Source organism: Motiliproteus coralliicola (assembly GCF_003345655.1).
In the GTDB taxonomy this organism is placed as follows: domain Bacteria; phylum Pseudomonadota; class Gammaproteobacteria; order Pseudomonadales; family Balneatricaceae; genus Motiliproteus; species Motiliproteus coralliicola.
The window spans coordinates 81,979-106,694 of record NZ_QQOH01000005.1 but is presented as its reverse complement, the minus strand read 5'-3'; the positions used below and the strand labels follow the sequence as shown (position 1 = coordinate 106,694).

Sequence of the window (24,716 nt, the reverse complement as noted above, 5' to 3'; positions counted from 1 at the left end):
GCCATGCCTCAACGTGGAATTACGACCTGGTCGATAATGTCCAATCCATTGCGCACCGGATCCGACTGGCCATCACGGCGCTGCAACCGGTGCCCGACCACATAGGGGAACACCGCCTGAATGTGCATCGGCATCAACTGCGCATCGCCACTAAGCCAGGCCCAAGCCTTGGCGGCGTTCAACACCGCCAGTCCGCCGCGGGTCGACACACCGCTGACAAACAGGCCGGACTCACGGCTGTACTGCAGCAGTTCGTACAGGTACAGCAATACCTGGTCACCGGCAGGAATGTCGCGACAGGCTTGTTGATAGGCTTTCAGCTGCGGCGGCGAGACCGCGGGCTGCATCTGCTCCAGCAATTGCCGCCGACTCTCGCCCGCCAGGATTTCCAGTTCCGACTGCTTGGCCGGATACCCCATCTGGATCCGGACCATAAAGCGATCCAGTTGCGATTCGGGTAACGGCGAGGTTCCGGCCTGCTCGGACGGATTCTGGGTCGCGATCACAAAAAACGCTTCCGGTAACGGTCGGGTCTCGCCATCCAGACTGACCTGACGCTCCTCCATCGCTTCCAGTAATGCGCTCTGGGTTTTCGGTGTCGCGCGGTTGATCTCGTCGGCCAGCAACAGCTCCGAAAATACCGGCCCTTCGACAAACCGAAACTCGCCGCTGTCCTTGTTGTAGATCGAAGCACCCAGCAGGTCGGCCGGCAGCAGGTCGTTGGTGAACTGGACCCGCTTGTACGCCAGCCCCAAGGCGCCAGCCAAGGCATGGGAGAGCACGGTCTTACCCATGCCAGGCAGATCTTCAAGTAACAGGTGGCCGTTGGCCAACAGACAGGTCAGCGACAGCTTGATCTGTGGCTCTTTGCCGAGCACCACGGAGTTTAATTGGTCAAATACCGCCTGCATCGGCTTACAGACTTCGGTGGATGCCACGGGATTGAAGATGGCCGTCATAGCTTACTTACCTATTCGAATGCCGGAGGAAGAGCCTTCCTTGAGTTGGTCGTTGGACGTTGGACGTTGGACGTTAAAGATCGATCAAAACCTGATAACCGCTGCTCGATCCGTCTTTGGGATAGACATACATTTCGAGCGACTGAGCAGTCGTGGAAGATTCAATCGGTGCCGCAGCAACATCAGCTTGGGGAGATGATGAGTCCGCCGCCGCAGAGGGCGCGGGTGTCGTGGATGACTGGGACAAGCCCTGCAAAGCGCAACCGGAAAGCAGCAAAGCGGCGACCGCCGTAAGTGCTGGACGCCCTACGCCGAGCACTCCAGTGCGCAATTTCCCATCAACCATTGAAGACTCGCCTCCTCAGTCCGCCTGCCCCGTAGCCGGTATTCACAAAGCCCGACCAAGTGTTTGCCGGACGCAGCTATCCAATGGCCGGGCACTATAGCACATGATTATAAGAATGATTATCGTTAATTGAATTATTCTCAAAAACAATTAAGATGCGCTGGCATAGATCACCGATGCCGAAGTACTCAACGTTTTCTTGACCAGGAACTCACCGTGCCAATACCGCACCAGAAACCACGGCCTGCCGTAATCCAGATCCGGAATCCTCCGTTTGGTCTATTGGCCGCATTGGTCATGACAGTTACCTGGCTGCCAGCCAAGAACAGCACGGCCGAGACGACAGCCCTAGTCGCCCAAGCCACCGACCTGCAGAGCAAGATGGAAACCTACTACCAGACGCTCAATCAGCAGCTCGACAAGCACCTGAAAAACCGGCCACGGGATCCGTTCAACAACCCTTACCAGAACAGCACCGACCTGAGCTTCAAACCCCAGAGCAAGCTGAACAGCACCCCCGCCGCACCCACCACGGCAAACGCCCCGGTGTTCAAACGACGCTCAAATGCCGGTCTGCCTAATATGAGCTTCAAAGGGATGATAGTGGTTAACAACGAAAAGCAGGCGTTACTGGAGATCGAAGGGGTCGGCACCTTCGTGGTCAAGGAACAGGACAAGGTCGGCCTGCAGCAGGTCAACAGCACCGGCGCGGTGCTGCATGTTATTCAGATCAACGAACTCAACCTCATTATGGAAACCGGCAGCTTCAGCGAAAAGCTGGTAGTGCAGTAGACCGCTATGAAGATCAAAACCCTAGTCGCCATCACCACCCTGCTTGTTGCCTTCTGCCCGCTACCATCCACTGCTGCCAAGCCGCCCAAGATCAATCTGGTCGAGTTCAAGGACGCTTCGGTCAAGGATGCAACCCGTATTCTGTCGAGCATGACCGGCGCCAATATTGCCGTCACTCGTGAAGCCCATGATGCCCGCATCGACCTGCGGCTGCAGAATGTCGAACTCAAACACGCGATCGAAATGCTGTCCCGGGTCTCGGGCCTGTGGTTTCGCTACAACAAGCGCAACAACAGCTACCTGATCATGACCGAGCAGCAGTACCAGGACGACATCGTGGTCTATCGTGACGATGAGATCCGCTCGTTTGTTCTCAAGCACCAGAATGTTCGAGCCACCGCGCTGACGATTCAAAGCCTGTTCGGCGATCGGGTGATCCTGAAACTCCAGGACGATCGCGATGACTTCGAGGGCATCCCCAGTGGTTACTTGGAGAGCATCACCGACCAGACCTCATCCAGCAGTAATAACAGCAACAGTGGCAGTAACAATCGCGTTACCGTCAATAACAACAATGACAGCAACTCCAGCAGCAATGGCGGTAATCTCAATTACGCCAGCAAGGGTGACGGCGAGATCAAAACCCTGCGCCCCGAGGACGAAGACCGCGACCCAACCGGCACCAAGCTGAATCAAAAGCTCAACACCGCCCAACTGAATCAGCTCGGTAGTGCTCAGCAAGTCAACGCCGATACCGCCGGCAAGAAGCTGGGTATCAAAACTCCGATCTTTATCGCCACCAACCGAATCCACAACCTATTGTTTGTCCGTACCAGCGATCGCCAAGCGATGGCCGATATCGAGGATCTGATCGAGACCAGCGACAAACCAACCCCCCAGGTACTGCTGGAAACCAAGATCATCCGGATCGACCAGGCCGACGAGTTCACCCAGGATTTCGATCTCAGTTTCAATGACGCCCTCAATGTGCCCGGCGCCAGCTATGCCAATGGCACCACCCTATCGGCGATTCAAGACGGCACCGCTACGATCAACCTGGCCGACGGCACCAGCCTCAACAATGCGGACCGGATCCTCGAACAGCTGCGCGGCAACTCCGTCACCCAGTTCGGCTTCAATGGCCTGACCGGTGGCTTCTACCAGTTCTACAGCAAATACATCAACGCCAAGATCGAGCTGCTGGAAGAAAACGACGCCGCCGAGATCATTGCCAAGCCGATCCTGCTGGCCTCCAACAACCGTCCGTCACGGCTGTTTATCGGTGAGGATCAGGTGATCGCCACCGGCATCGATGCCGGCAGCACCACCACCAACAACAACAATAACAACAGCACAACCACCACCACCGATACCGAACTGGAAACCGAAGTGCGCAAGGTCGGAAATACCCTGGCACTGCTGCCCAGCATCAACGATGACGGCACCGTTACCATCGATATTCTTCAATCCACCTCGGAATTAAAAAGAGCAGGGATGAACTTTCCGTTCTTCAACGCCTTGACCGGCCAGATCGAATCGGTCGCTCTCGACACAGTAGCGGAGTCCACCCTGAAAACGGTCGTTGTGGCGCAGGACGGCTTCACCATCGCACTGGGAGGAATGATCAACCAAACCGATCGCGACGACCGAAGCACCATACCGGTGTTAGGTGACCTGCCGATCCTCGGCAAGCTGTTCCAGACCCGCAACACGGTCGAATCTGAAGCCCAGTACATCATGCTGATCACCCCCCATATCATCGAGACTCCCGATGAAGCGGACGAAAAGACCCGTGAGATTCGCGAACTGGATTACCAACGCCACGACGAAACCAGCCAAGAGCAGCGCATTGAGCAAGGCCAAGCCACCAGCGGCAACGGCTACGATATGAACGACCTGATCGCGCTAAACCGCCATGTCGCCAACCGGCTTCGCGGCGCAACCGGACCCGATCATGCCTTCCAGCCACTGCCGGCTCCGGAACCGGGGCGGGCAATACAACTGGGAAATCCGGCCCTGGAGGCAAATCCAGTCGGCGCTTATCGGCATAAGAACCTCTACCTGACCGTGGTCGAAGTGCAGAATCGCTCGGATCAGGATCAGCCCTTGGAGATTCGCCATATTCCCGGCAGCTGGATCAGCATTGCCCGTAATAAAGCCCTGCTGAAGGGGGTTGGAGGAAACCATAAGGAGCACGCCCTGCTCTATTTCACCTCAGCGCATCCGTTCTCGATTGCACTGCTTAAAGACAAATAAGATTCAAATGCAAAAAACTCTCATTTGCTATTGACTCAATCACCAAAAGCAATGACAATCGTTCTCATTCGCAAACATAGAGATAGGACTCCATGAGCGCCAACGCTGTAACCGAACCATCCCAGATCGATATCACTGCCCACGAGGCGTTTCTTAATCAGTTTATCGATCTCTACAGCAGCCTGTTTGCTCATGATGGCTTCGGCGACATCCGGATCGAAATCAAAATTCTGCGCCGCGGCCAGAAGGAAGTGATCATCCACTGCGGTAAACAATACCGCTACGTTATCGATTGCGATCAGGCCCTGGCCAACGAGTCGATGATCAAGCACCTGCTCAAGCGCGATCTGCTCGCCTAAGCATTAGGAAAGAGCTGCAACGAAGTCGGCCCAACATATCCAAGGGGGATAACGGGGCCATGTAGGTTGCCACGGACGGCAGCCGAAACGGAACGTCCGGTGAGGTCACCGGAACAACCAAAGGAAGCGTTTTAAATCGGACTGGTTAAGTTGTCACAGTTCCCGCGGGGGGAATCTGCACTTATGTCAACGGTCTCCAATTTGATTTTTAACTAAGGTTTATCACCTCATGTTCTCTAAAACCAAAACTGCTGAACTGCTAAAAAAATTCGCCAAAGTAAACGTTGAAGACATCCAGGACGCCGATCTGCGTGCCAAAGCCGCCAAGCTGAAAGGCAAGCAAGGTGGTTTCACCCTGCTCGAGCTGCTGGTTGTTGTCGCCATCCTGGCCGCCATCGCCGGTACTGCTGCGATCGCACTGCAAGATACCGATGCCCGTGCCTCCGCTGCCGCTCACGTCGCCATGATGGATGAGCTGAACAAGGGTATCCGCACCTTCCGGGTTCTGAACAAGAACCAGTACCCGAACAACTTCGACGCACTGCTGGGTGCAGATGTCACCACCGATGGTAATGCCGCTGGCGCCACCTACCCCTCCAACGAGCTGGTCGCTATCGAAGATATCGGTACCGTCGCCCTGACCGCTGATGCCGTGGGTATCCTGGGCGATATCGGTGTAACGTCCATGCAGTACCTGGATTACGGCAAATCCACCGACTTCAGTGAAAGCGGAACCGCCTCGCTTGAGTGCGCCGATGCCACCATTACTACTACTATCGCTAGCCGATCTAACCACGTTGTATCAAACAACATCTTCCAGGGCACCAACGCCAATGGTTGTGGTACTGCCGTAACACTGGCAGCGGGTGACCAGGTTGCCGTCTGGACCGGTGGCTACGAGCGTGTACTGGGTAGCGCCGGTGTTGCCCACGACACAGCCGGCACTCCGACCATCGCGTCTGCCGGTGCAGCAATCACCGCCGCCGGTGCCAACACCCCGGTCCTGATGGCCGTAGGCCTTGGCCCGTCATCCACCCTGTTTAACGCCAACGACCTGGGTGGCATGACCACCGTCCCGTCCTACCGTCACGTTAACCAGCTCCAGTACGGCCGCTTTATCGCGCTGTTCGAAATCGGCACCTTCGCGGCCGATGCCAGCTACAGCACCGCCGATCAGGTCAATCTGGTTGCCATCGTTGACGGTGCCGGTGACACCAAAGAGGAAGAGCTGGGCGAGTGGGATGGAACCCGTAACACCATCTAAGCGGTTACCCGCCTAGACAGTGTTTATCAGCTCGGTCGGCGGGGGTTCTCCCTCGCCGATCTTCCTCTGCTTCACGAGTTATCCCCATGCCCGCATTGCTGCCCTTTGTGCTCAGTCTGCTGCTTGCCATTACGCCTCTCAGCCTTGCGGCCGGCAATAGTTCAGCAAGCCCCAACGCTCAAACAATTCAACAGCAATATCAGTCGGTCGAACTGGACCAGTTGATCGACCAGAACCAAATTCCCGAACGAATGGTGGAAAAGAAGCAGCGCGTGATGCTGTCGCCCCGTGCCATTCAGTTCGATGCCCGTTTGATGCAGCGGCCTCAGCCGGGTGAGTTCAGCCTGGTGTACGACGCCCTCAACCTATGGCCCAGCGATCAGCCGCTGCCGACGATCAATCACAGCGCCTTCATCCAATCCGACGATGGCCGAGTTATCGGCGCCTATGTCACCCAACAGGCGGCATCCCAGCTACAGTCCTTGGCCGATCAGGCGGATAGCCTGCCGCTGAATTGCCATCTCTATGCCGTGCATATTTATAACTATGCCAACGGCCCCCGGCTGATTGTTATCGCCGCTGGGACGAGTAGTCAGCCATGAAGCTGCTGAAAGCATTACGAACAAAACCCGCCGTCGAACCGAATCAGCCACCGACGGATTTTGACCTTGGGTCCCCTGCAACGGAGTTAGAACCGGTTCCCAGCAACCCATTCACCTCGGTTGAGTCCGAACCGTTGTTTGAAAAAAGTGCCGACAACAGCCAAGCCAGCGATCCCGAATTGGACGCCGCCAATCTGACCAGTAAACCAAAGCTTCGGCTGCCGGAAGTCGGCCAGTTGCTCGGCGAGTCCTACCAGTTACTGGCATTTCAGGCCGGCAGCTTCGGTCTGCGCGGGGCGGTGATCCAGAATGGTAAGCAACAAGCCAATATCCGCGCCCTGGCCGAATCACGTAACATCGACTTTACCCGTGCCGTTGCCGATGTACTGGATCAACTACTGCAGCAACACCGCCGCCTACCGAAAAGAGCGATCCTGCTAACACCCTCGGTGGTGACCGCCCTGGTCCAACTACCGGTCAGCCCACTACGCCCGCGCAGCGACGAACAGATGCAGGAGCTGATCCGATGGGAGCTCGAAGGCGCCATCAGCCAGCAGAACAAGCACTGGATGATCGGTTCGATGCTGGTCGAGCGAGGCTATCTGACTCCGGATCAACGCGACGAGGTGGTCGAGCAGCTGCAGCAACGCCAGACCGAGGGTGGCCCCCAGTCGCTGGTCCGCTTTGGTGATCTGGCGGTCCAGCTCGGATTTATCGACCGTGACCAGCTTGAAGAGTGCTTCACCCTCCAAGGCAAGCTGATCTCCATCGATGACGATCTGGTCTACGGCTGGCAGGCCAGCGAGTCGACCCGTGAAGGTCCCAGCGACGAAGTGTTGATGTCCGAGGAGGAGGACAACGACAGCAGCCACCCCTGGTTGGTCAGCGGCATGAGCAAAACGCTGCAGCGCCGCTGGATCGGGGCCTTCAATCTCAATGGCCTGAAACTGGAGGCCTTCTATCCGGTAATCGGCAGCGCCTTCGCCGGGCTGGGCCAATACTGCGAGCTGGAGCTGCAATACCTGCTTGAAGTGCAGCAGGAGCAGTTGGCCCTGGTCAGCGGTAACCGTAATACCGTCGCCGAAATCCTGACCACTGCCCGCAGTCGCGGTCCGGTGGATCTGCACCAATGCCTGGATCTGATCGGCGTGCTGCCCAGCGACCTGAACCGGCTCTATATCAGTTGCAGCCAGGCCGAGCTCCAACCCGAGTTGCTGCAGGACCTTGCCGACCACCTGGGTATCGATGTTCAGCGATTCTCGGCGCAGAGTCACCATCTTGAGCTACCGGCCCGGGTACCGGCCGATGCCCTGCTGGCGCTACAGGGCAGTATCAACCACCACTTTGGACATCTGCCGATCACCCGCCAGAGTCGAATCAGCGCCACCGAGACCAAGAGCGCCCGCTGGAAGTCCTGGTTTCAACCCAAGAATCTTGCGGTTGCCGCCTCGGTGCTACTCGTGACTGGCATGTTCAGCTTTCTTGGCTGGATGGAGTGGAATACCCGTTACCAGACCGAACGCCTGGCTGCTCTGGAAGCCGAATTTGATCGGGAACTGAAGGTCAAGAATCAGCTCCAGGCCCTCTATGCCGACAGTCTGAAGATCAAGGGTGCCATCGCCGATTCCCAGCAACAGAGCGATCTTACCTTGCTGTTGGCCAATGAGATCGAAGCCAATCTCGGCTACCGGGTTCAGAGTCTGTCACCGTTGTTAAAAGCGATCGCTTTGGCCCTGAGCCCGGAGATCATCCTGGGGCAGATCTTAAAACAGGGGGACGACCTCAGCCTGGAGGTGCTCGCTCCGTCCAGCTCATCGGCACAGGAGTATGTCGCCCGACTCAGTGAGTTTGTTCAGCCGGTGGGTTACCAGGTAATGAATTCAAATCCCAAGGCGGATAGCGACGATTTTCGACTGCTGGTGCAGTTGACCTACCAACACGGACTGACGTCGCAATTGCTGGCCGATTCCAATCCGGCTCAGGCAGGAGAATAGCGATGCAGACCATCAAACAACGCTATCGCAACCTGTCGTCAACCGAACGTAAGCAGTTGCTGTTCGTGATCGCCCTGTTGAGCCTGGGGGCTTATCTATTACTAGCCGCGATGATGTGGGAGCAGATGTTCCAGGCCGAGAAACTGGCCAATCGCAAACAGAACCGGATCGACGTGCGGATCGGCAACTATGAAGCCCCGGAGATCGACCCCGCCTTTACCCAGGACGCCCTCGATGAGGTCAATGGCAAGCTGCGTGGCATCGAACAGCAGCTGCTGCGGCTGAACCAAACCCTGTTGCCGCTGGATGCCCCCGATCTGAAGGAGCAGACCAAGCTGGAGCTGACCCGACTGGCCACCGGCAATCAGATCCAGATCGTCGAGCTACATACCCTCAACGGAGCCACCCGAGAGCTTCCCGAAGAGCTGCAGGGACAGGCCATTCACGAACTGTTTCGCGACCGCCCCTACTTCCGGGTGCTCTGTCGCGGCGGCTATTTCGACTTTATCCGCTATATCGACAGCCTCGATCAGCTCAGCTTCCGCGGCTTTATCCGCAACCTCCAGATCCAGCCCGGTGAAACCGGCCCGCTGGAGATCCAGTTTGAACTACAGATGTAACCGAGGACCCTGGCGTGACAGAAAGTACCGGGCTGGATAGCGCCCAACAGATCATCCAACTGATGGAACAATGCGTCGAGCTGGAAGCGTCCGACCTGCACCTATCCGCCGGTCTGCCCGCCACCTATCGAGTCCACGGCAAGATCAACCAACTCGGCGAGCACCATTACAGCGCCGACGAAGTTCAGGGCATGGCCGATGCGCTGCTGAACGACAAACACCGTGAACATTTCGCCCGCCATCTGACCCTGGACATGGGCTACACCACCCCCAAGGGATTCCGTTATCGGGTCAACCTGTACCGCGAGATGGGTAACTGTGCGCTGGCGATCCGTTATCTGGATGGCAGCCTCAAAACCACCCGCGAGCTGGGCCTACCGACCCAGATCAGCTACCTGACCGGACTCAAAAGCGGCCTGGTGCTGGTCTGCGGTGCCACCGGGTCGGGCAAGAGCACCACCCTGACGGCGATCCTGAACGACATCAACGAAGCTCAGGAGAAGCACATCCTGACGGTCGAGGATCCGGTCGAATTTGTCCACGCCAATATCCGCTCCATCGTGCACCAACGGGAGCTCTATACCGACGTGCCCGACTTCGCCAGTGCGGTCAAAGCCGCGCTGCGGGAAGATCCGGATGTGATCATGGTCGGCGAGATGCGCGATCTGGATACCATGCGCACCGCCATCACCGCCGCCGAGACCGGCCACCTGGTGTTCTCGACCCTGCACACCAACGATGCGGTCGGCGTGGTCGAGCGGCTGATCGGCAGCTTCCCTGGTAACGAACAAGCCGTGGCTAGACAGCGGATCGCCCATGCGCTGAAGGCGGTGATCGCCCAGAACCTGGTCCCGACCGCAGACGGCAGCGGCCGGGTCGTGGCCGCCGAGATCCTGATGGTCACCAAAGCGGTGGCCAACCTGATCGAATCGGCCAAGTCCAATCAGATCTACTCGGTGATGGAGAGCAGCGCCCGCCAGGGAATGCAGACCCTGGATCAGGCCTTGGCCCGGCTGGTCCGGGCGCGTCAGATCACGCTGGAGTCAGCTCGCGCCCTCTGTCGTGATCCGGGCAGTTTTGAGCGGCTGATTCGCGGCGGAGCAGCGAAATAGCATGGCCAACCTCGAACAACAGCTACTCCAAGCCGCCTCCCAGGCCGGGTTGATCGAACTGGCCGAACTACCGCAGCTCAAGACCCGAGCCAGACGTAGCAACCTACCGTTGACCGAACTGATCTGTCGCGACAAGCGCCTGCCGCAAACGGCGTTGTACCGAGCCCTGGCTGAAAGCCGGAATCTGCCGTTTTACGAGCGCCGTGATATTGAGGTTCGGCCCAAGCTGTTAAACGCGTTCAATGCCCAGGTGCTGTTGCGGCGGCTGTTTCTGCCGGTCGAGCGTGACGGTGAGCTGCTGACCCTGATCACCGACCCGGACGACCGGATCGGCCTGGAAACCGTCCAGCGTACCCTCGGTCGCCCCTCCAGCACGGCGATGGCCAACCCGCTGATGATCGAAGCCGTGCTGCGGGCCCATTTCAAGCAGTATGAAGCCGGGCTCGATGCGATCTCGATCTTCAACGACATCATGAAGGAAGCCTACCTGCTCCAGGCCACCGACCTGCACTTCGAAGCCGAAGAGGATGGCATGCAACTGCGGATGCGGGTCGATGGCAGCCTGCAGCCTTACGAGCGGCCGATCAGCAAGGAGTTGGCCGAATCCCTGATCAGCCGGATCAAGGTTCTGTCCGGGCTCGATATCGCCGAGCAGTTTATGGCCCAAGACGGAGGCTTCAGCTACCGCATCGAAGGCTGGCCGGAGCTGGAAGAGATCGAAATGCGGGTCGCGACCATCCCGACCCGCTTCGGCGAGCGCGCCACTCTGCGGATCCTGGGCCAGAGCACCGGTGATCTGAGTCTGTCGCAACTGGGCGTGCCTCAACCGCTGCTGGAGCCGATGCTCGAAGCGATCCACAAGCCCTACGGCATCGTGCTGGTTACCGGCCCCACCGGGAGCGGCAAGAGCACAACCCTCTATGCTTCGCTGCGAGAGCTGGATGCCTCCCAGCGCAATATCATGACGGTGGAAGACCCGATCGAGCAGGTGGTCGACGGGATCTCCCAGGTGCAGGTCTCGGAAAAAGTCAGCTTCGCCAAAGCACTGCGCTCCTTCCTGCGTCACGATCCCGATGTGATGCTGGTCGGCGAGATCCGTGACGGCGAAACCGCCGAAACCGCCGTCCGTGCCGCGATGACCGGCCATATGGTGCTGTCCACGCTGCACACCAACAACGCCGTCTCCGCAGTCAGCCGGCTGGTCGATATCGGCTGCCCCGCCTACCTGATCGCCAGTACCCTAGTGGGAGTACTGGCCCAGCGCCTGCTGCGCCGCATCTGCCGCCACTGCAAGGAAAGCTACCCGGCCGATGCCCGCGAACTGGCCCTGCTGGAGCTTGATCAGCCGACCCAACTGCAGCGGGGCAGAGGCTGCTCCCACTGCCTGGGTTCCGGCTACAGCGGCCGGGTTGGTATCTACGAAACCCTGTGGCTGGACGAGCAACTGGAACAGCTGATCCACGAAGGGGCCGGTGACGATGCGATGAAGCGCTACGCCCAACAGGCCGGGCTGCTCAGCACCCTGTGGCAGGATGCCCGCGATAAAGTGCTCGAAGGGACCACCAGCCTGCAGGAAGCCCTGCTGATCTACCAGACCCGTTAACTACCCAATAATCGAGCAAGCGCAATTCAGGAGAGCAGATCGATGACAGCAGGCTTCACCCAAATAACAGTAATGATTATTGCTTAGTTTTTAATTTGAATCCCAATATCAATCAATAGGACCCCCAGATGGCGACGTTTAAATACACCGCCCTGAACCCACAGGGTAAAGAGGTCAACGGCACCATTGAAGCCGAAGATATCAATCAGGCCAGCGCCAAGCTTCGGAGTCAGTACGGTAGCCTCAAGAAAATTCGCAAAGTCGGCGTCAACCCGCTGGCGGTATTGGGCAGATTCAGCCTGAGCCGCTACACCAGCGCCAAGGCGATCGACAAGGTGCTGTTTTTCCGGCAGCTGGCCCTGATGCTGCGCTCCGGCAACACCCTGACTCAAGCGCTGGAGATCTCCTCGGAGATGTGTCAGAAGCGCGATCTGCAAAAAGCGATTCAGAACATGCTGATGCGGATCCAATCCGGCAGCAGCTTTGCGGTCGCGGTTGAGGCTCAGGGCCGGGTGTTCCCGCCGGTCGCCGCCAAGCTGATCGCCACCGCCGAGATCTCCGGTGAGCTGCAATCGACACTGGAACGCCTTGCCGAGAACCTCGAGCGCAGCGCCGCGGTGAAGCGTCAGTTGATCTCCAGCATGACCTACCCGGCGATCCTGTTGTTGGTCGCGTTCGGCGTCTTTATCGGCCTGGCGGTCGGCATCGTACCCAAGTTCGCCAAGCTGCTTGAAGGCAAGTCCCAGCAGCTGCCACCGATCTCCCAGGCGATGCTCGATACCTCCGCCTGGCTGATCGATTACGGCCCCTACGTCGGCAGTGGTCTGCTGGCGGCGGTCTTCTTAACTCTGGTGGCCTACACCACCGGTCCCGGCAAGGCGGTGATCGATCGCGTGCTGCTGAATCTGCCGGTGATTGGCACCAGTATCCGCACCAGCGGCATGGCCCAGATGGGCTGGACCCTGTCGATGCTATTGGGCAGCGGTCTGACCGTACTGGAATCACTGCGGGTTATCAGCGGTGTGCTGGGCAACCGTCGGTTGGAGCTCTGTTTCGAGCATGCCGCCAAGGAGATCCTGTCCGGCCATAGCCTGGCCTACGGCCTGCGCCAATCCCATATCCCGATCATGGTCCAGCATATGACCGGCATCGGCGAGCGCAGCGGCGAGCTGGAACACGTGATGACCGAGCTGGGCAAGTTCTACCAGTCCCAGTCCGAAATCCGGATCAAGAAGATGATGGGCATGATCGAGCCGGCGATGACCCTGGTGATCGGCGGCATGGTCGCGTTCGTTTATATCGGCTTCTTCAAAGCCATGATGCAGGTCTCTGCGGGATAGAGAAGATAAGGAATCAGCCATGAAACTCGCACTCAACGATATCAAACTCAATCCCGATGAACTGAGCTTCGCCTCGGAAGAAACCGGGATCGATACCGGCGCGGCTGCCGATACGCTGGATGAACTCAGCGTTCCGCGCTACCTCAACCGTACCCTGGCCAACTCCATCGAGCTGGGTGCCTCGGATATTCACTTCGAGCCCTACGCCGATTTCTACCGGATCCGCTTTCGGGTCGACGGCGTGATGCGCGATATCGCCGATATGCCGCGCGGCTTCGGCCATCTGGTCGCCACCCGTCTGAAAGTGATCGCCGGCCTGGATATCTCCGAGCAGCGGATCGCCCAGGGTGGTCGCTTCCGAATGCAGATCGATGCCAATAACGGATTGGATTTTCGCTGCTCGGTACTGCCGACCATGCACGGCGAGACCATCGTGCTGCGACTGCTCTATCTACCCGAGCAGATGTTGGAACTGGACAAGCTGGGACTGACCCCACAGCAGGCGGCGCCGATTCTCGATGCGATCAACCGGCTGCAGGGCATGGTGTTGGTAACCGGCCCGACCGGCAGCGGCAAGACCGTGTCGCTCTACACCCTGATCAAACATATCAGCCAGCAGCCTCGCAATATCTACACCTTGGAGGATCCGGTCGAGATCGACCTGGCCGGGGTCAACCAGATCAACATCGGCGAGCGGGTCAACTTTACCGAGGCAGCCCGAACCATCATGCGTCAGGATCCCGACGTGATCATGCTCGGTGAGATGCGTGATCGGGAGACCATCGACACCGCCATCAAGGCCGCCCATACCGGCCACCTGGTGCTCTCGACCCTACACGCCAATACCGCCCCCAAGGCGGTACCACGGCTGCGCAACCTCGGGGTCGATCCCTACGATATTGCCTCCACCGTCACGCTGGTGATCAGTCAGCGGCTGTTGCGACGCCTGGATCCCGACAACCGCGAACAGATCGCCGTTCCCCGTGAGCGTTTGCTGGCACTGGGTTTCAAGGATGAAGAGATCAACGGCCTGACGCTCTACCGGGCCAAGCCGGGCAACAACCAGACCGGTTACAAAGGCCGGATCGGCGTGTTTCAGGTGATGCCGGTCGATGACGGCCTGGCCCGCACCATCGCTGAAGGTGCCAGTGATGCCGATATCGAGGCTTATCTGGAACAGCGGGGTGTTCAGGATATGCGCCGCAGCGCACTGGAGCACGTCAAAGCCGGTATCACCGATATCGACGAAGTCGAACGGGTACTGGGATTGCTTCCAATCCCTCTACGCGACGGTCATCCGACAAAGCAACGGGATGCGATCGACTTCGATATCCATCCAGCGCCCGACAGCCTGGTCGAGCCGACAACCGAACAGCCGCTGGGAGTCTGAAACATGCACAACAAACAACAGCAGGGCTTTACCCTGATCGAACTACTGGTGGTGGTCTCGGTGCTAGCCGCCATGGCGACTGTCGCCGTGGTCGCCGTCGGGGGTTATGACCAACGTGCCCGCGAAGAGCTGGTCGTTACCGAAATGAAGCAGATCGCCAGCGCGATTTATCAGTTCAAACGGGATACTGGTTACTTCCCCGAGCAAGGAGGTTTATTCGCCAGTACCGCCGCCAATACGACAAATGTGGATAAAGCTGATCTGGGTTTCCTATTTATCAAACCACGTGATGAAGGCACAGTCGCTAGCAGTACTCCAGATGGCGACCTACAGTCGCCTTGGAACATCAATTCCAACCGAGGCTGGAACGGCCCCTATTTAAGCAACGACAGTATTAAAAGACTGCGTATCGACCCTCCCGGAACGGTCGCCAATGACAGCAACTGTGAACTAGATACAGGAGTAGGTTCGCTCGACATTTTCGGAATCAACGCCAATCGCAAGCAAGACAGTACCGCAATTATCGCACTAGGTGATCCTTTCGAACGTAACCGCACCTACACCAGCGCCGATAGCTGCTTTGTTGTCTATAAGGACGGTTTTTGGGTGGGGCGAAATGCGCCGGGGCAGCCCTATCTTTACGACACTCAGTTCGTAAACGGCAATTTCCCGCAATGCACCTCCGCAAGTGGATGCATAGCTCTGCTCAGCGCCGGACCTGACGGCGAATACGAAGATGGCAATGGCGACGATGTAGTTAGAATTCTGGGGGTTAACTAATGCACAACAACAGCAAACCGAATCAGCGTGGTTTTACCCTGCTGGAACTGATTGTCGTGGTCGGCGTACTGGGCTTGATCACCGCCATGGCCACCGATTTTATGGTCAATCAGACCAATCAGCAGCGCTTCGACACCACCAAACTACGGTTGGAGCAGATCCGTTATGCGATTATCGGTGACAGCTCCCGTAGTCTAAATGGACAGCCGGTATTTAGCGGTTTTATTGCCGATACAGGCAGAGTGCCAACCCAGCTACGCCAGTTGGTTAGCAATGCGGAATACTGCACCACCGATATCACCAAAACCACTAAAACCGATTGCGGAAGCGATGATTGGTATGAAGCATCTGATAATTGGAAAGGCCCCTATCTTCCGATTACTGACTTAAATGAATCCTTTACCGATGGCTGGGGAAACAATACCAATTATGACGATAGCACTGTTACCCCTGATCCTTATAACTTCGGTTGGTTTGTGAGTGCCGCTACTGGTAGTGATATTGAAATCATAAGCCTAGGCATGAATGGTGCAAGCGGCGCTAGTTCATCCAATACCATGGACAGATCCTACGAGGACAATCCTTCAAATAAGCGTGTAATCTACAGCAACCAATATGCTGGTCGTGAGGTAAGTATCACTATCACCAATAACTCCAGTCATGATCCAAACTTGTTTTGTTTTGATTACATTGCACCTGGCGGAGTATCTGGAACCACATCAGCAGCCACCATCAGCGCGACCGATGTTTTCGGAATCGTTCAAATCACCGCTGTTAGTAAAATGCCCAATCTGGCATCTAATTGTAGCGCCGCAACCTCGTATACTGCGAGTGCAGCTATAGGATCGGCAGTTGTGGCCCATAATCTCTTCACCCTTGGAGCGAAAGGGCTGGAAGTAACAATTAACTAGCTAGTGGCGAGACAATAAAAACCGGTGTCGGCATCAGCACAGCCCACACCGGTTTTTTTTTGGCCCGATTAACGATTAAAACGCGGGTAATAGATTGGACCGGGCTTGACCTGTACGACAGCCGATTGTCGCCGCATTCGAGATTGAATTTGCCGCTGACGCAATAAAGAAAGTACGAAGAAAGCCAGCATCGCCAACAGCAGCGTCACACCACTCTGCAGCAGAAAAGCGACCACAAAAGCGTAACCGGTATACAACTTCAACAGGTTGATAACAAAGCCAAGTCCCAGCATAGACGCCCCATCAATCAGTCAGGCTATGGCGGGATTATAGATCAGCACGACAGACAAGCCGCTAAAAAATAGTCTAAGTCGTTGTTTTGTAACGCAAATGATAGAGATTATCGATACATTTACTAGGCAGCTGTTACGGTTCAGCCGACCCAGTGGATGATCAGCTGCAGCACCAACCAAGCGTAAATACCCGCCAAGACATCATCGATCATGATGCCGAAGCCGCCGGAAACTCGCTTGTCCGCCCAGCGGATCGGTTGGGGTTTGACGATATCGAACAACCGGAACAGAACGAAGCCCAGCAGTAGCCAGCCCCAGCCCGGCGGTACCAGAATCAGGGTGATCCACAGTCCGACAAACTCATCCCAGACAATGCCGCCGTGATCGTGAACCCCCAGGTCCCGAGAGGTCTGACCACACAGATAGATACCGACCACAAAGGCCAGCACGATCACCGCTAGGTAAGCCTCAAGCGGTAGTTCTCGAAGAAACAGATAAGGAATGATGGCCGCCAACGTACCCCAGGTTCCCGGGGCTCGCTTGGGCGCGCCGCTACCGAAGCCGAATGCTGCCAGATGAACTGGATTACCCCAGTTGGGTTTTGGCAGTGACATCTCGGACCCTCGATAAGCTATTAACCTGGAACAACATACCGGTTCCTGCGGTATGTTGTTGACGACAAGGTCGGCGCCTGTCCGCCCTTGTCTCGCGAGGCTTACCGCCTCGGTCGTACGTCCCTATACGACTCAAGTAACCCCGCAATTTCATTGCCGGGTTACTAAAAATGCTGGTAGCCACTGGCTGCCATTGGTCGCCGGTTCCCCTGCTGATCGACCCCGATCAGACCAGGTTCACGACAAATAGCGCCAATTTCTCGGCAAGAAACACTCAAGCCAGGCAGTTTTTCCAACCACTGCTGGCGTCGATTCGCGGGCACACAGAAACAGAGTTCGAAGTCCTCGCCACCGCCCAGCGCCCAGTTCAACGCCTGTTGCTCCGAATACCGATCCAGCAGGACCTCGGAGAGTGGAATCTGCGCCAACTGCAGCTCGGCACCCAGGTCCTGATGCTGCAGCAAGTGGTTCAGATCAGCCAGTAGACCATCGGAGATATCCAACGCCGCGCTGGCAATCTCTCGCAGCGCCAACCCCAACTCGATCCGAGCACTGGGGCGATAGAACCGTCCAAGTAGATACGGATCCGGATCTGCCTGGGTTTGGAGCTGATCCAACCCGGCCATCGCATCACCCAGGGTACCGCTGACCCAGATGCTGTCACCGGGCTGTGCGCCTCGGCGTGTCAAGGCCTGCCCTTTAGGGACCCAACCGTGAACCTGCAGACTTAGAGCCCGATGGCCCCGGGTGGTGTCGCCGCCAACTAGGCTCAGGCCATACTGGGCCATTCCCTCACCCAGTCCACGACTGAAGCCTTCCAGCCAGTCGGAATCGGATTCGGGCAACGTCAGCGCCAAGGTCAGCCAAGCCGGCTCGGCGCCCATCGCGGCCAGATCACTGACGCAAGCGCCCAGAGCACGATAAGCCAGTTGCTCGGCGGGAATACCGGGAAGGAAATGGGTACCTTCGACCAGGGTATCGATCGATACCGCCAGTTGTTGGCCCTCCGGGACTTCTAGCAGCGCGCAGTCGTCACCGATACCCAGACCAACGCCGCGTCCATGCTGAGGCAGGGACGCGAAGAAGCGCTTGATCAGGTCAAACTCGGCGACGGCCATCGGTGACTAATCAGCCCTTGGCGCCGGTTTCGGCTTTGCGCAGATCGCGGGCGACCCGATCCAGCACACCATTGACGTACTTGTGGCTGTCGGTGGCGCCGAAGGTCTTGGCCAGATTCACCGCCTCGTTGATCGCGACCTTATAGGGCACATCGATCATCTCGGCCAGCTCGAAAGTCCCCATCCGCAGCACGGTCAGCTCGATCGGATCCAGCTCATCCTGCTTACGGTCCAGGTAGGGTTTAACTGCCTCATCCAGCTCGGTGGTCTTGCTGGGCACACCGTGCAGCAGCGCACTGAACAGTTTCAGGTCGGTACCGGACATATCGTTCTCGACCCGGAACTGAGCTTCGATATCGTTCAGCGGGTTGCCAGCCATGTGCCATTGGTACAGCGCCTGCAGCGCAAAGCTGCGAGCCTCGCGCTTCATCTGGGTACGGGACGGCTTGCCGGACTTCTTGGCCTTCTTCTGCGGCTTGTCGGAATCGCTCACCGCTTACGCCTCCAGCTGCTTCAGCAGGCTGACCATCTCCAGCGATGACAGCGCCGCTTCGGCACCCTTGTTACCCATCTTGGTGCCGGAACGCTCAACCGCCTGCTCGATCGAGTTAACGGTCAGGATGCCATTGGCCACCGGGATACCGAAGTCCAGCGCGATCTGGGAGCAGCCCTTGGCGCTCTCGGCACTGACGTATTCGAAATGCGGGGTGCCGCCACGGATAACCGCACCCAGGGCGATGATCGCATCGTCCTGCTTCTGCTCGGCAACCTTCTGCACCGCCAGCGGGATCTCAACCGCACCCGGAACCCGCACGATACGGATATTGGCTTCGTCGACACCGTGACGCTTCAGGGTATCAACGGCACCTTCGACCAGGCTCTCAACCACGAAAGCGTTGAAGCGGCCGACAACGATGGCGTAACGGCCATCCTGGGCGTTGGTGAAATCACCTTCTACTGTTTGAACTGTCATCTATCTTTTCCTTTCTGTGGGAACCTGTGAACAAGTTCCCAAGTGTTTCTGCAAGCGCCTGATGTGTTCTGAATCAAGGCGCAAATCGCCGCTAATGGCCACCCCTTAGCAAGAGTTGCAACACCGAGTCAGTGCACATCAGGCCTTGTCCTTTGGGGCATCCAGACAGATCCGCACTCGTTGTTGCGCCTTTTTAACAGGTCCCGACATGTCTGCAAAGACGCGCCTTGATTGCGAACCTGTCTGGAGGCCAGAAATACTTTTGAACTTATTCGCAGGTTCCTCTTACGCGTCACAGGGGATGAATTCGACAATCTCGAGGTCAAAGCCCGACAGCGCGCTGAACTTGATCGGTGAGCTGAGCAGCCGCATCTGGCTGACACCCAGGTCACGAAGAATCTGTGAACCGGTACCGATGGTCTGGTAAGCACCGGCACCATCGACGTTGGGGTTACGCAACGGTTTCTTATTCAGGTGGGTTTCCAAGCTACCGGCCAGGTCATCCAAGCCGCCATTACCCAGCAGAACAACCACCCCGGCACCCTCGTCGGCGACCTTCTGCAGCGACTTACGCAGTGACCACTTGGGCTCACCGTCGTTGACGGCACCGATCACATCACGCATCGGGTCGGCCATATGTACTCGAACCAGAGTCGGCTCTTCCGGGTTGATCTCGCCTTTGACCAGCGCCAGGTGGCTGGAGCCGTGGATGCTGTCGAGGTAGCTGGTGACCTGGAACTCACCGGCTTCGGTGCTCAGGCTGTAGCTCTCGCCACGCTCGACGGTGTGCTCGTTAAGGGTGCGGTAGTGGATCAGATCGGCGATGGTACCGATCTTCAGGTCATGCTTCTCGGCGAACTTTTCCAGATCGGGACGACGCGCCATGGTGCCGTCCTCGTTCATGATCTCGACGATCGCCGCTGCCGGGATGCATCCGGCCATGCGCGCCAGATCACAGCCCGCTTCGGTATGGCCGGCACGGCTCAGTACCCCACCGGGTTGCGCCATCAGCGGGAAGATGTGGCCCGGCTGGACGATATCTTCAGGCTTAACGTTCGGGTCCACCGCGGTACGCACGGTGTGGGCACGATCGGCCGCCGAGATACCGGTAGTCACCCCTTCGGCCGCTTCGATCGACAGGGTGAAGTTGGTCGAATAGGCAGCACCATTATCCTGCACCATCAGCGGCAGCTTCAACTTGCTGCAGTGCTGGCGAGTCAGGGTCAGGCAGATCAGACCGCGAGCATGGGTGGCCATAAAGTTGATATCTTCCGGGCGCACCTTTTCGGCGGCGATGATCAGATCACCTTCATTTTCGCGATCTTCGTCATCCATCAGAATGACCATCTTGCCCTGACGGATATCCTCGATCAGTTCGGCGGTGGAGTTAAGGCCCATAGTGGTTCCCGTTGAAGCTAGTAATTGGTGTTAGTTGCAATTGGTGTTCGTTAGCGACGACCGGTAAAGCCGTGCTCAGCCAGCAGCGCCATACTCAGGCCGCCAGCATCGCTATTGTCGTGGCTATCTTCATCGGCGCTGCCACTGAACAGGCGCTCCAGATAGCGGGCGATCAGGTCGACTTCGAGGTTCACCCGGCGGCCGACACTGTAATCCTTAATCAGGGTTTCATCCAGCGTATGCGGGACGATATTGAGTTCAAATTGACTGCCCTCAACCCCGTTGACGGTCAGACTGACACCGTCGACGGTGATCGAGCCCTTGGCGGCAATATAGCGCGACAACGCGGCCGGCGCTTTAATCTGGAACCGGATCGAGCGGCCATCTTCACGACGCCCGACCACTTCACCGATGCCATCGACGTGACCGCTGACAATATGGCCACCCAAGCGGCTAGTCGGCATCAAGGCTTTCTCCAGATTGACCCGATCACCGGCCCGCAGCAGTTCAAATTCAGTATGGGCCAGGGTCTCGCGAGACACATCGGCCCAGAACCCATCACCCGGCAGATCGACCACGGTCAGGCAGACGCCGTTAACAGCAATGCTGTCACCCAGTTTGACGTCGGCCAGATCCAGTTTGCCGGTTCGCAGGCGCAGGCGCAGATCACCGCCCTGCAGACGGGTATCGACCACTTCGCCAACCGCTTCGATTATCCCGGTAAACATCGCGTTACTGCTCCCCCGCTGGGTGATTAAGAGATGAATGGTTGAATCTTAGTGTCAGACGCAGGTCATCGCCCAAGCGGCGCTGATCCAGCAGTTCCATCCGGCGTTGCTCGGCCATCTTGTCGAACGGCAACTCAAAGGCCGCCCTGGCGTTGGAGCCCAGTAGCGTGGTGGCCTGATAGAGCACCAGCTCGTCGGCCAGACCCGCGTCGATCACTGCACCACTGAGTGTGGCGCCGGCCTCGACCAGCAGCTCGTTGCATTCACGCTCGCTGGCCAGCCACTCGAGCAAACCGGCTAGGTCGCTGGTATCCCGCTGTAACAGCGTAGCCTTGTCCTGCAAGGCCTGAACCCGGTCGCCGGGTGCATCACGATAGACCAGCACCGTCTCGCCGGGTTGCTGCAGAATCGCCGCATCCACTGGGGTCTGTAAGTTCGAGTCCAGCACCAATCGTAGCGGCTGACGTCGAACGACCTCATCGGCGTTATCCAGCCCCAACTGCTCGGCCCGCAACGTCATCGCCGGGTCATCGGCCAGCACGGTGCCGATCCCGGTCAGAATCGCCGAACTACGCGCCCGCAGCCGCTGCACATCACTGCGTGCCTGGGCACCGGTAATCCACTTCGATTCACCCGACGCCATGGCGGTCCGACCATCCAAGCTGACAGCCTGCTTGATCCGTACGAAGGGACGCTTGCGCGCCATCCGACTGATAAAACCGGGATTGATCGCTTCGGCCTGGGACTGCATCAATCCCCAGCTCACCTCGGCACCAGCCTGTTGCAGATAACGGTGACCACGACCGCTGACCTGGGGGTTCGGGTCCTGCATCGCCGAGATCACCTTGGCGACCCCTGCCTCGGCCAGCGCCTCGCAGCAGGGGCCGGTCTTGCCATGGTGACTGCAGGGCTCTAGCGTCACATAGGCGGTAGCCCCGCGGGCCTGCTCACCGGCAACCGCCAGGGCATTGACCTCGGCATGGCCTTCACCGGCACGCTGGTGATAGCCCTCACCAACCACCTGGCCATCGCGCACCAGCACACAACCGACTCGCGGGTTCGGCTCGGTGGTGTAGAGACCTTGGGCAGCCAGTTGCAGCGCCCGCGCCATATGGCGGTGGTCGTCGGCGGTATAGCTCATCGCTAGGATTCCGTCTCCGAATGATTGTTGGAGTCCGGGCCCTCGCCGTTCGAGGCCAGCTTGTCGATTTCGGCCTGAAATTCGCTGATATCCTGGAAGCTGCGGTAAACCGAGGCGAAACGAACGTAGGCGACCTGATCCAGCTCACGCAGCGCCGCCATCACCGCCTCACCGACCACCATCGACGGCACTTCCCGCTCGCCGGTGGCGCGTAGGCTGTGCTTGATCTGATTGATACAGGCTTCGATCTGGTCGATGCCGACCGGGCGTTTCTCCAGCGAGCGGAGAATGCCGGCACGCAGTTTCTCTTCGTCGAACGGCTGCCGCGACCCATCCTGCTTGACCAGGCGGGGCATCAACAGTTCGGCGACTTCGTAGGTGGTGTAGCGCTCGTTGCAGGCAAGACATTCACGCCGACGCCGCACCTGTTCGCCTTCGGCAACCAGACGGGAGTCGATCACTTTGGTTTCGTGGGCTTTGCAGAACGGACAATGCATGCGTCAAACCTGTCTTAAAGAGCGAGGGGCTGTAGGAAAACTACTGCGCTCGGTGAAGCGTCATTAAAAACCGTCTCAAAATGCTCGCTTACAACGCGGTAAGCTGCGCTTTTCGTCGATTTTTGCCTATCTTCACCTTCGCTCGCTACCTTTTCCTACAGCCCCTTAAATTCTATTGGGCGGTTATGATATCGAGCCTAGTAAAAACAACAAAGCCCCGCTCTCTATAGAGCGGGGCTCAAAGGGTCTAGCGACAAGACCTGTTTACTTGCTGTAAACCGGGAAGCGGGCGCAAAGAGCTTTAACCTCTTCCTTAACGCGGTTGATGGTCGCTTCGCTGTCGATATCGTCCAGTACGTCGCAGATCCAGTTGGTCACCTGAACCGCTTCGGCTTCACCGAAACCACGACGGGTGATCGCCGGAGAACCGATACGCAGACCGGAGGTCACGAACGGCGAACGCGGGTCATTCGGAACCGAGTTCTTGTTGACGGTGATGTTGGCACGACCCAGCGCCGCATCAGCATCCTTACCGGTGATGTCTTTCTTGATCAGGTCAACCAGGAATAGGTGATCGTCGGTACCGTTGGAAACGATATCGATGCCGCGCTCCATAAAGGTGTTGGCCATCGCCTGAGCGTTCTTGACCACCTGCTGCTGGTAGGTCTTGTACTCATCGCTCAGCGCTTCCTTGAAGCAAACCGCTTTGGCCGCGATCACGTGCATCAGCGGGCCGCCTTGGCTTTCCGGGAAAACCGCGAAGTTCAGTTTCTTCTGCAGTTCTTCGTCACCGTTGGACAGGATCAGACCGCCACGGGGACCACCCAGGGTCTTGTGAGTCGTCGTGGTAACCACGTCGGCGTACTGCATCGGGCTCGGGTAGGCGCCAGCAGCAACCAGACCGGCGATGTGCGCCATGTCGACAAACAGGTAAGCATCAACGGCGTCGGCGATCTCGCGGAAGCGAGCCCAGTCAACGATGCGTGAGTAAGCGGAGAAACCGGCAACGATCATCTTCGGCTTGTGTTCACGGGCCAGACGCTCGACTTCGTCGTAATCGATCTCGCCGGTTTCCGGGTTCAGACCGTACTGAACCGCGTTGTAGATACGGCCAGAAAAGCTAACGGAAGAACCGTGGGTCAGGTGACCACCGTGGGCCAGGCTCATGCCCAGAACGGTATCGCCCGGCTGGCACAGCGCCATGTAAACGGCGGCGTTGGCTTGGGAACCGGAGTGCGGCTGAACGTTGGCGAACTCGGCACCGAACAGCTCCTTGGCGCGATCGATGGCCAGTTGCTCAACCACGTCGACGTGCTCGCAACCACCGTAGTAGCGTTTGGCCGGGTAACCTTCGGCGTACTTGTTGGTCAGGCAGGAGCCCTGCGCTTCCATCGACAGCTCGCTGGCATAGTTTTCAGAAGCGATCAGTTCGATGTGCTCCTCCTGACGCTGCTTTTCCGCGGCAATCGCGGCAGCCAGATCAGTATCAAATTCAGCGATGGTCAAACCGTTGTTCAGCATGGATATCCCCTAAGTCAGAGTGGTCGCGCTTTTCCGGGTAGTTCCCCGGTCACGCGGCAAGCGCCGCTGCGAGAAAGGCGCGAATTATACCCAAGTCGGCAGCGA

25 protein-coding genes are annotated in these 24,716 nt (G+C 57.9%); 13 read left to right on the top strand and 12 right to left on the bottom strand.

The features are described from left to right. Positions 1-8: 8 nt before the first annotated feature. Together DV711_RS16770 and DV711_RS19395 are read right to left on the bottom strand one after the other, a co-directional pair. Positions 9-959, bottom strand: a complete 951-nt coding sequence (locus DV711_RS16770) for an AAA family ATPase (RefSeq protein ID WP_243633869.1) — start codon at positions 957-959, stop codon at positions 9-11. Between the two features lie 73 nt (positions 960-1,032). Further along, complete coding sequence (locus tag DV711_RS19395) at positions 1,033-1,305, bottom strand: hypothetical protein (RefSeq protein ID WP_133297478.1); 273 nt, start codon at positions 1,303-1,305, stop codon at positions 1,033-1,035. Positions 1,306-1,602: 297 nt separating this feature from the next. Between DV711_RS19395 and DV711_RS16765 the strand changes: the two genes are divergently transcribed. The 13 genes from DV711_RS16765 (at position 1,603) to DV711_RS16705 (ending at position 16,328) form a co-directional block, all read left to right on the top strand. Next, complete coding sequence (locus tag DV711_RS16765; RefSeq protein WP_114696889.1) at positions 1,603-2,097, top strand: hypothetical protein; 495 nt, start codon at positions 1,603-1,605, stop codon at positions 2,095-2,097. Positions 2,098-2,103: 6 nt separating this feature from the next. Continuing rightward, the gene (locus tag DV711_RS16760) at positions 2,104-4,353 is read left to right on the top strand and encodes a type II secretion system protein GspD (protein WP_114696888.1); all 2,250 of its coding nucleotides are present in this window, start codon (positions 2,104-2,106) and stop codon (positions 4,351-4,353) included. A gap of 92 nt (positions 4,354-4,445) precedes the next feature. After that, entirely contained in the window at positions 4,446-4,712 is a 267-nt protein-coding gene (locus tag DV711_RS16755; protein WP_207802675.1) for a hypothetical protein, read from the top strand. A gap of 229 nt (positions 4,713-4,941) precedes the next feature. Beyond that, positions 4,942-5,976, top strand: coding sequence for a prepilin-type N-terminal cleavage/methylation domain-containing protein (locus tag DV711_RS16750; RefSeq protein ID WP_114696887.1), 1,035 nt, complete (start codon positions 4,942-4,944; stop codon positions 5,974-5,976). Between the two features lie 86 nt (positions 5,977-6,062). Continuing rightward, positions 6,063-6,578 carry a hypothetical protein gene (locus tag DV711_RS16745; protein ID WP_114696886.1) on the top strand — a complete coding sequence of 172 codons (516 nt, stop codon included), beginning with the start codon at positions 6,063-6,065 and terminating at the stop codon, positions 6,576-6,578. Then, the gene (locus DV711_RS16740) at positions 6,575-8,572 is read left to right on the top strand and encodes a hypothetical protein (protein WP_114696885.1); all 1,998 of its coding nucleotides are present in this window, start codon (positions 6,575-6,577) and stop codon (positions 8,570-8,572) included. Before DV711_RS16745 ends, DV711_RS16740 begins: the two co-directional genes overlap by 4 nt. A gap of 2 nt (positions 8,573-8,574) precedes the next feature. After that, positions 8,575-9,192 (top strand): hypothetical protein, encoded by a 618-nt coding sequence (locus DV711_RS16735; protein ID WP_114696884.1) that lies wholly within the window; start codon positions 8,575-8,577, stop codon positions 9,190-9,192. A 14-nt stretch (positions 9,193-9,206) separates the two neighbouring features. After that, complete coding sequence (locus tag DV711_RS16730; RefSeq protein WP_207802674.1) at positions 9,207-10,304, top strand: type IV pilus twitching motility protein PilT; 1,098 nt, start codon at positions 9,207-9,209, stop codon at positions 10,302-10,304. Between the two features lies 1 nt (position 10,305). After that, positions 10,306-11,907: a GspE/PulE family protein gene (locus DV711_RS16725; protein ID WP_114696883.1), complete on the top strand. Its 1,602-nt coding sequence runs from the start codon at positions 10,306-10,308 to the stop codon at positions 11,905-11,907. A gap of 128 nt (positions 11,908-12,035) precedes the next feature. Then, positions 12,036-13,247, top strand: a complete 1,212-nt coding sequence (locus tag DV711_RS16720; protein ID WP_114696882.1) for a type II secretion system F family protein — start codon at positions 12,036-12,038, stop codon at positions 13,245-13,247. 19 nt (positions 13,248-13,266) lie between these two features. Continuing rightward, positions 13,267-14,637: a GspE/PulE family protein gene (locus DV711_RS16715; protein ID WP_114696881.1), complete on the top strand. Its 1,371-nt coding sequence runs from the start codon at positions 13,267-13,269 to the stop codon at positions 14,635-14,637. A 3-nt stretch (positions 14,638-14,640) separates the two neighbouring features. Then, positions 14,641-15,417: a type II secretion system protein gene (locus DV711_RS16710; protein ID WP_114696880.1), complete on the top strand. Its 777-nt coding sequence runs from the start codon at positions 14,641-14,643 to the stop codon at positions 15,415-15,417. Next, positions 15,417-16,328 (top strand): type II secretion system protein, encoded by a 912-nt coding sequence (locus DV711_RS16705; RefSeq protein ID WP_114696879.1) that lies wholly within the window; start codon positions 15,417-15,419, stop codon positions 16,326-16,328. Before DV711_RS16710 ends, DV711_RS16705 begins: the two co-directional genes overlap by 1 nt. Before the next feature lie 68 nt (positions 16,329-16,396). Here the strand turns inward: DV711_RS16705 and DV711_RS16700 are convergent, their stop codons facing one another. The 10 genes from DV711_RS16700 to glyA all read right to left on the bottom strand — a co-directional run bounded on the left by DV711_RS16700 (position 16,397) and on the right by glyA (position 24,611). After that, on the bottom strand, positions 16,397-16,621 hold the full coding sequence (locus DV711_RS16700; RefSeq protein ID WP_114696878.1) for a hypothetical protein: 225 nt from the start codon (positions 16,619-16,621) through the stop codon (positions 16,397-16,399). 140 nt (positions 16,622-16,761) lie between these two features. After that, complete coding sequence (locus DV711_RS16695; RefSeq protein WP_114696877.1) at positions 16,762-17,235, bottom strand: phosphatidylglycerophosphatase A family protein; 474 nt, start codon at positions 17,233-17,235, stop codon at positions 16,762-16,764. Between the two features lie 164 nt (positions 17,236-17,399). After that, a complete protein-coding gene (gene thiL / locus DV711_RS16690; protein ID WP_114696876.1) occupies positions 17,400-18,353 on the bottom strand; it encodes a thiamine-phosphate kinase in 954 nt (317 codons plus the stop codon). 10 nt (positions 18,354-18,363) lie between these two features. After that, positions 18,364-18,846, bottom strand: a complete 483-nt coding sequence (gene nusB, locus DV711_RS16685; RefSeq protein WP_207802673.1) for a transcription antitermination factor NusB — start codon at positions 18,844-18,846, stop codon at positions 18,364-18,366. 3 nt (positions 18,847-18,849) lie between these two features. After that, complete coding sequence (ribH, locus tag DV711_RS16680; RefSeq protein WP_114696875.1) at positions 18,850-19,326, bottom strand: 6,7-dimethyl-8-ribityllumazine synthase; 477 nt, start codon at positions 19,324-19,326, stop codon at positions 18,850-18,852. Positions 19,327-19,611: 285 nt separating this feature from the next. Beyond that, a complete protein-coding gene (gene ribBA / locus DV711_RS16675; RefSeq protein WP_114696874.1) occupies positions 19,612-20,724 on the bottom strand; it encodes a bifunctional 3,4-dihydroxy-2-butanone-4-phosphate synthase/GTP cyclohydrolase II in 1,113 nt (370 codons plus the stop codon). Positions 20,725-20,774: 50 nt separating this feature from the next. Then, entirely contained in the window at positions 20,775-21,452 is a 678-nt protein-coding gene (locus tag DV711_RS16670; RefSeq protein WP_114696873.1) for a riboflavin synthase, read from the bottom strand. Positions 21,453-21,456: 4 nt separating this feature from the next. After that, a complete protein-coding gene (gene ribD / locus DV711_RS16665; protein WP_114696872.1) occupies positions 21,457-22,593 on the bottom strand; it encodes a bifunctional diaminohydroxyphosphoribosylaminopyrimidine deaminase/5-amino-6-(5-phosphoribosylamino)uracil reductase RibD in 1,137 nt (378 codons plus the stop codon). Between the two features lie 2 nt (positions 22,594-22,595). After that, the gene (nrdR, locus tag DV711_RS16660) at positions 22,596-23,090 is read right to left on the bottom strand and encodes a transcriptional regulator NrdR (protein WP_114696871.1); all 495 of its coding nucleotides are present in this window, start codon (positions 23,088-23,090) and stop codon (positions 22,596-22,598) included. Positions 23,091-23,354: 264 nt separating this feature from the next. After that, entirely contained in the window at positions 23,355-24,611 is a 1,257-nt protein-coding gene (gene glyA, locus DV711_RS16655) for a serine hydroxymethyltransferase (RefSeq protein WP_114696870.1), read from the bottom strand. Positions 24,612-24,716 lie beyond the last annotated feature (105 nt).

Coding starts and splice junctions, on each gene's coding strand:
- DV711_RS16750 (WP_114696887.1), top strand. CDS start 4,942: ATGTTCTCTAAAACCAAAACTGCTGAACTGCTAAAAAAATTCGCCAAA.
- DV711_RS16765 (WP_114696889.1), top strand. CDS start 1,603: ATGACAGTTACCTGGCTGCCAGCCAAGAACAGCACGGCCGAGACGACA.
- glyA (WP_114696870.1), bottom strand. CDS start 24,611: ATGCTGAACAACGGTTTGACCATCGCTGAATTTGATACTGATCTGGCT.
- DV711_RS16735 (WP_114696884.1), top strand. CDS start 8,575: ATGCAGACCATCAAACAACGCTATCGCAACCTGTCGTCAACCGAACGT.
- thiL (WP_114696876.1), bottom strand. CDS start 18,353: ATGGCCGTCGCCGAGTTTGACCTGATCAAGCGCTTCTTCGCGTCCCTG.
- DV711_RS16770 (WP_243633869.1), bottom strand. CDS start 959: ATGACGGCCATCTTCAATCCCGTGGCATCCACCGAAGTCTGTAAGCCG.
- ribD (WP_114696872.1), bottom strand. CDS start 22,593: ATGAGCTATACCGCCGACGACCACCGCCATATGGCGCGGGCGCTGCAA.
- ribH (WP_114696875.1), bottom strand. CDS start 19,326: ATGACAGTTCAAACAGTAGAAGGTGATTTCACCAACGCCCAGGATGGC.
- DV711_RS16715 (WP_114696881.1), top strand. CDS start 13,267: ATGAAACTCGCACTCAACGATATCAAACTCAATCCCGATGAACTGAGC.
- DV711_RS16740 (WP_114696885.1), top strand. CDS start 6,575: ATGAAGCTGCTGAAAGCATTACGAACAAAACCCGCCGTCGAACCGAAT.
- DV711_RS16695 (WP_114696877.1), bottom strand. CDS start 17,235: ATGTCACTGCCAAAACCCAACTGGGGTAATCCAGTTCATCTGGCAGCA.
- DV711_RS16705 (WP_114696879.1), top strand. CDS start 15,417: ATGCACAACAACAGCAAACCGAATCAGCGTGGTTTTACCCTGCTGGAA.
- DV711_RS19395 (WP_133297478.1), bottom strand. CDS start 1,305: ATGGTTGATGGGAAATTGCGCACTGGAGTGCTCGGCGTAGGGCGTCCA.
- nrdR (WP_114696871.1), bottom strand. CDS start 23,090: ATGCATTGTCCGTTCTGCAAAGCCCACGAAACCAAAGTGATCGACTCC.
- DV711_RS16755 (WP_207802675.1), top strand. CDS start 4,446: ATGAGCGCCAACGCTGTAACCGAACCATCCCAGATCGATATCACTGCC.
- DV711_RS16760 (WP_114696888.1), top strand. CDS start 2,104: ATGAAGATCAAAACCCTAGTCGCCATCACCACCCTGCTTGTTGCCTTC.
- DV711_RS16700 (WP_114696878.1), bottom strand. CDS start 16,621: ATGCTGGGACTTGGCTTTGTTATCAACCTGTTGAAGTTGTATACCGGT.
- ribBA (WP_114696874.1), bottom strand. CDS start 20,724: ATGGGCCTTAACTCCACCGCCGAACTGATCGAGGATATCCGTCAGGGC.
- DV711_RS16710 (WP_114696880.1), top strand. CDS start 14,641: ATGCACAACAAACAACAGCAGGGCTTTACCCTGATCGAACTACTGGTG.
- DV711_RS16745 (WP_114696886.1), top strand. CDS start 6,063: ATGCCCGCATTGCTGCCCTTTGTGCTCAGTCTGCTGCTTGCCATTACG.
- DV711_RS16670 (WP_114696873.1), bottom strand. CDS start 21,452: ATGTTTACCGGGATAATCGAAGCGGTTGGCGAAGTGGTCGATACCCGT.
- DV711_RS16720 (WP_114696882.1), top strand. CDS start 12,036: ATGGCGACGTTTAAATACACCGCCCTGAACCCACAGGGTAAAGAGGTC.
- DV711_RS16725 (WP_114696883.1), top strand. CDS start 10,306: ATGGCCAACCTCGAACAACAGCTACTCCAAGCCGCCTCCCAGGCCGGG.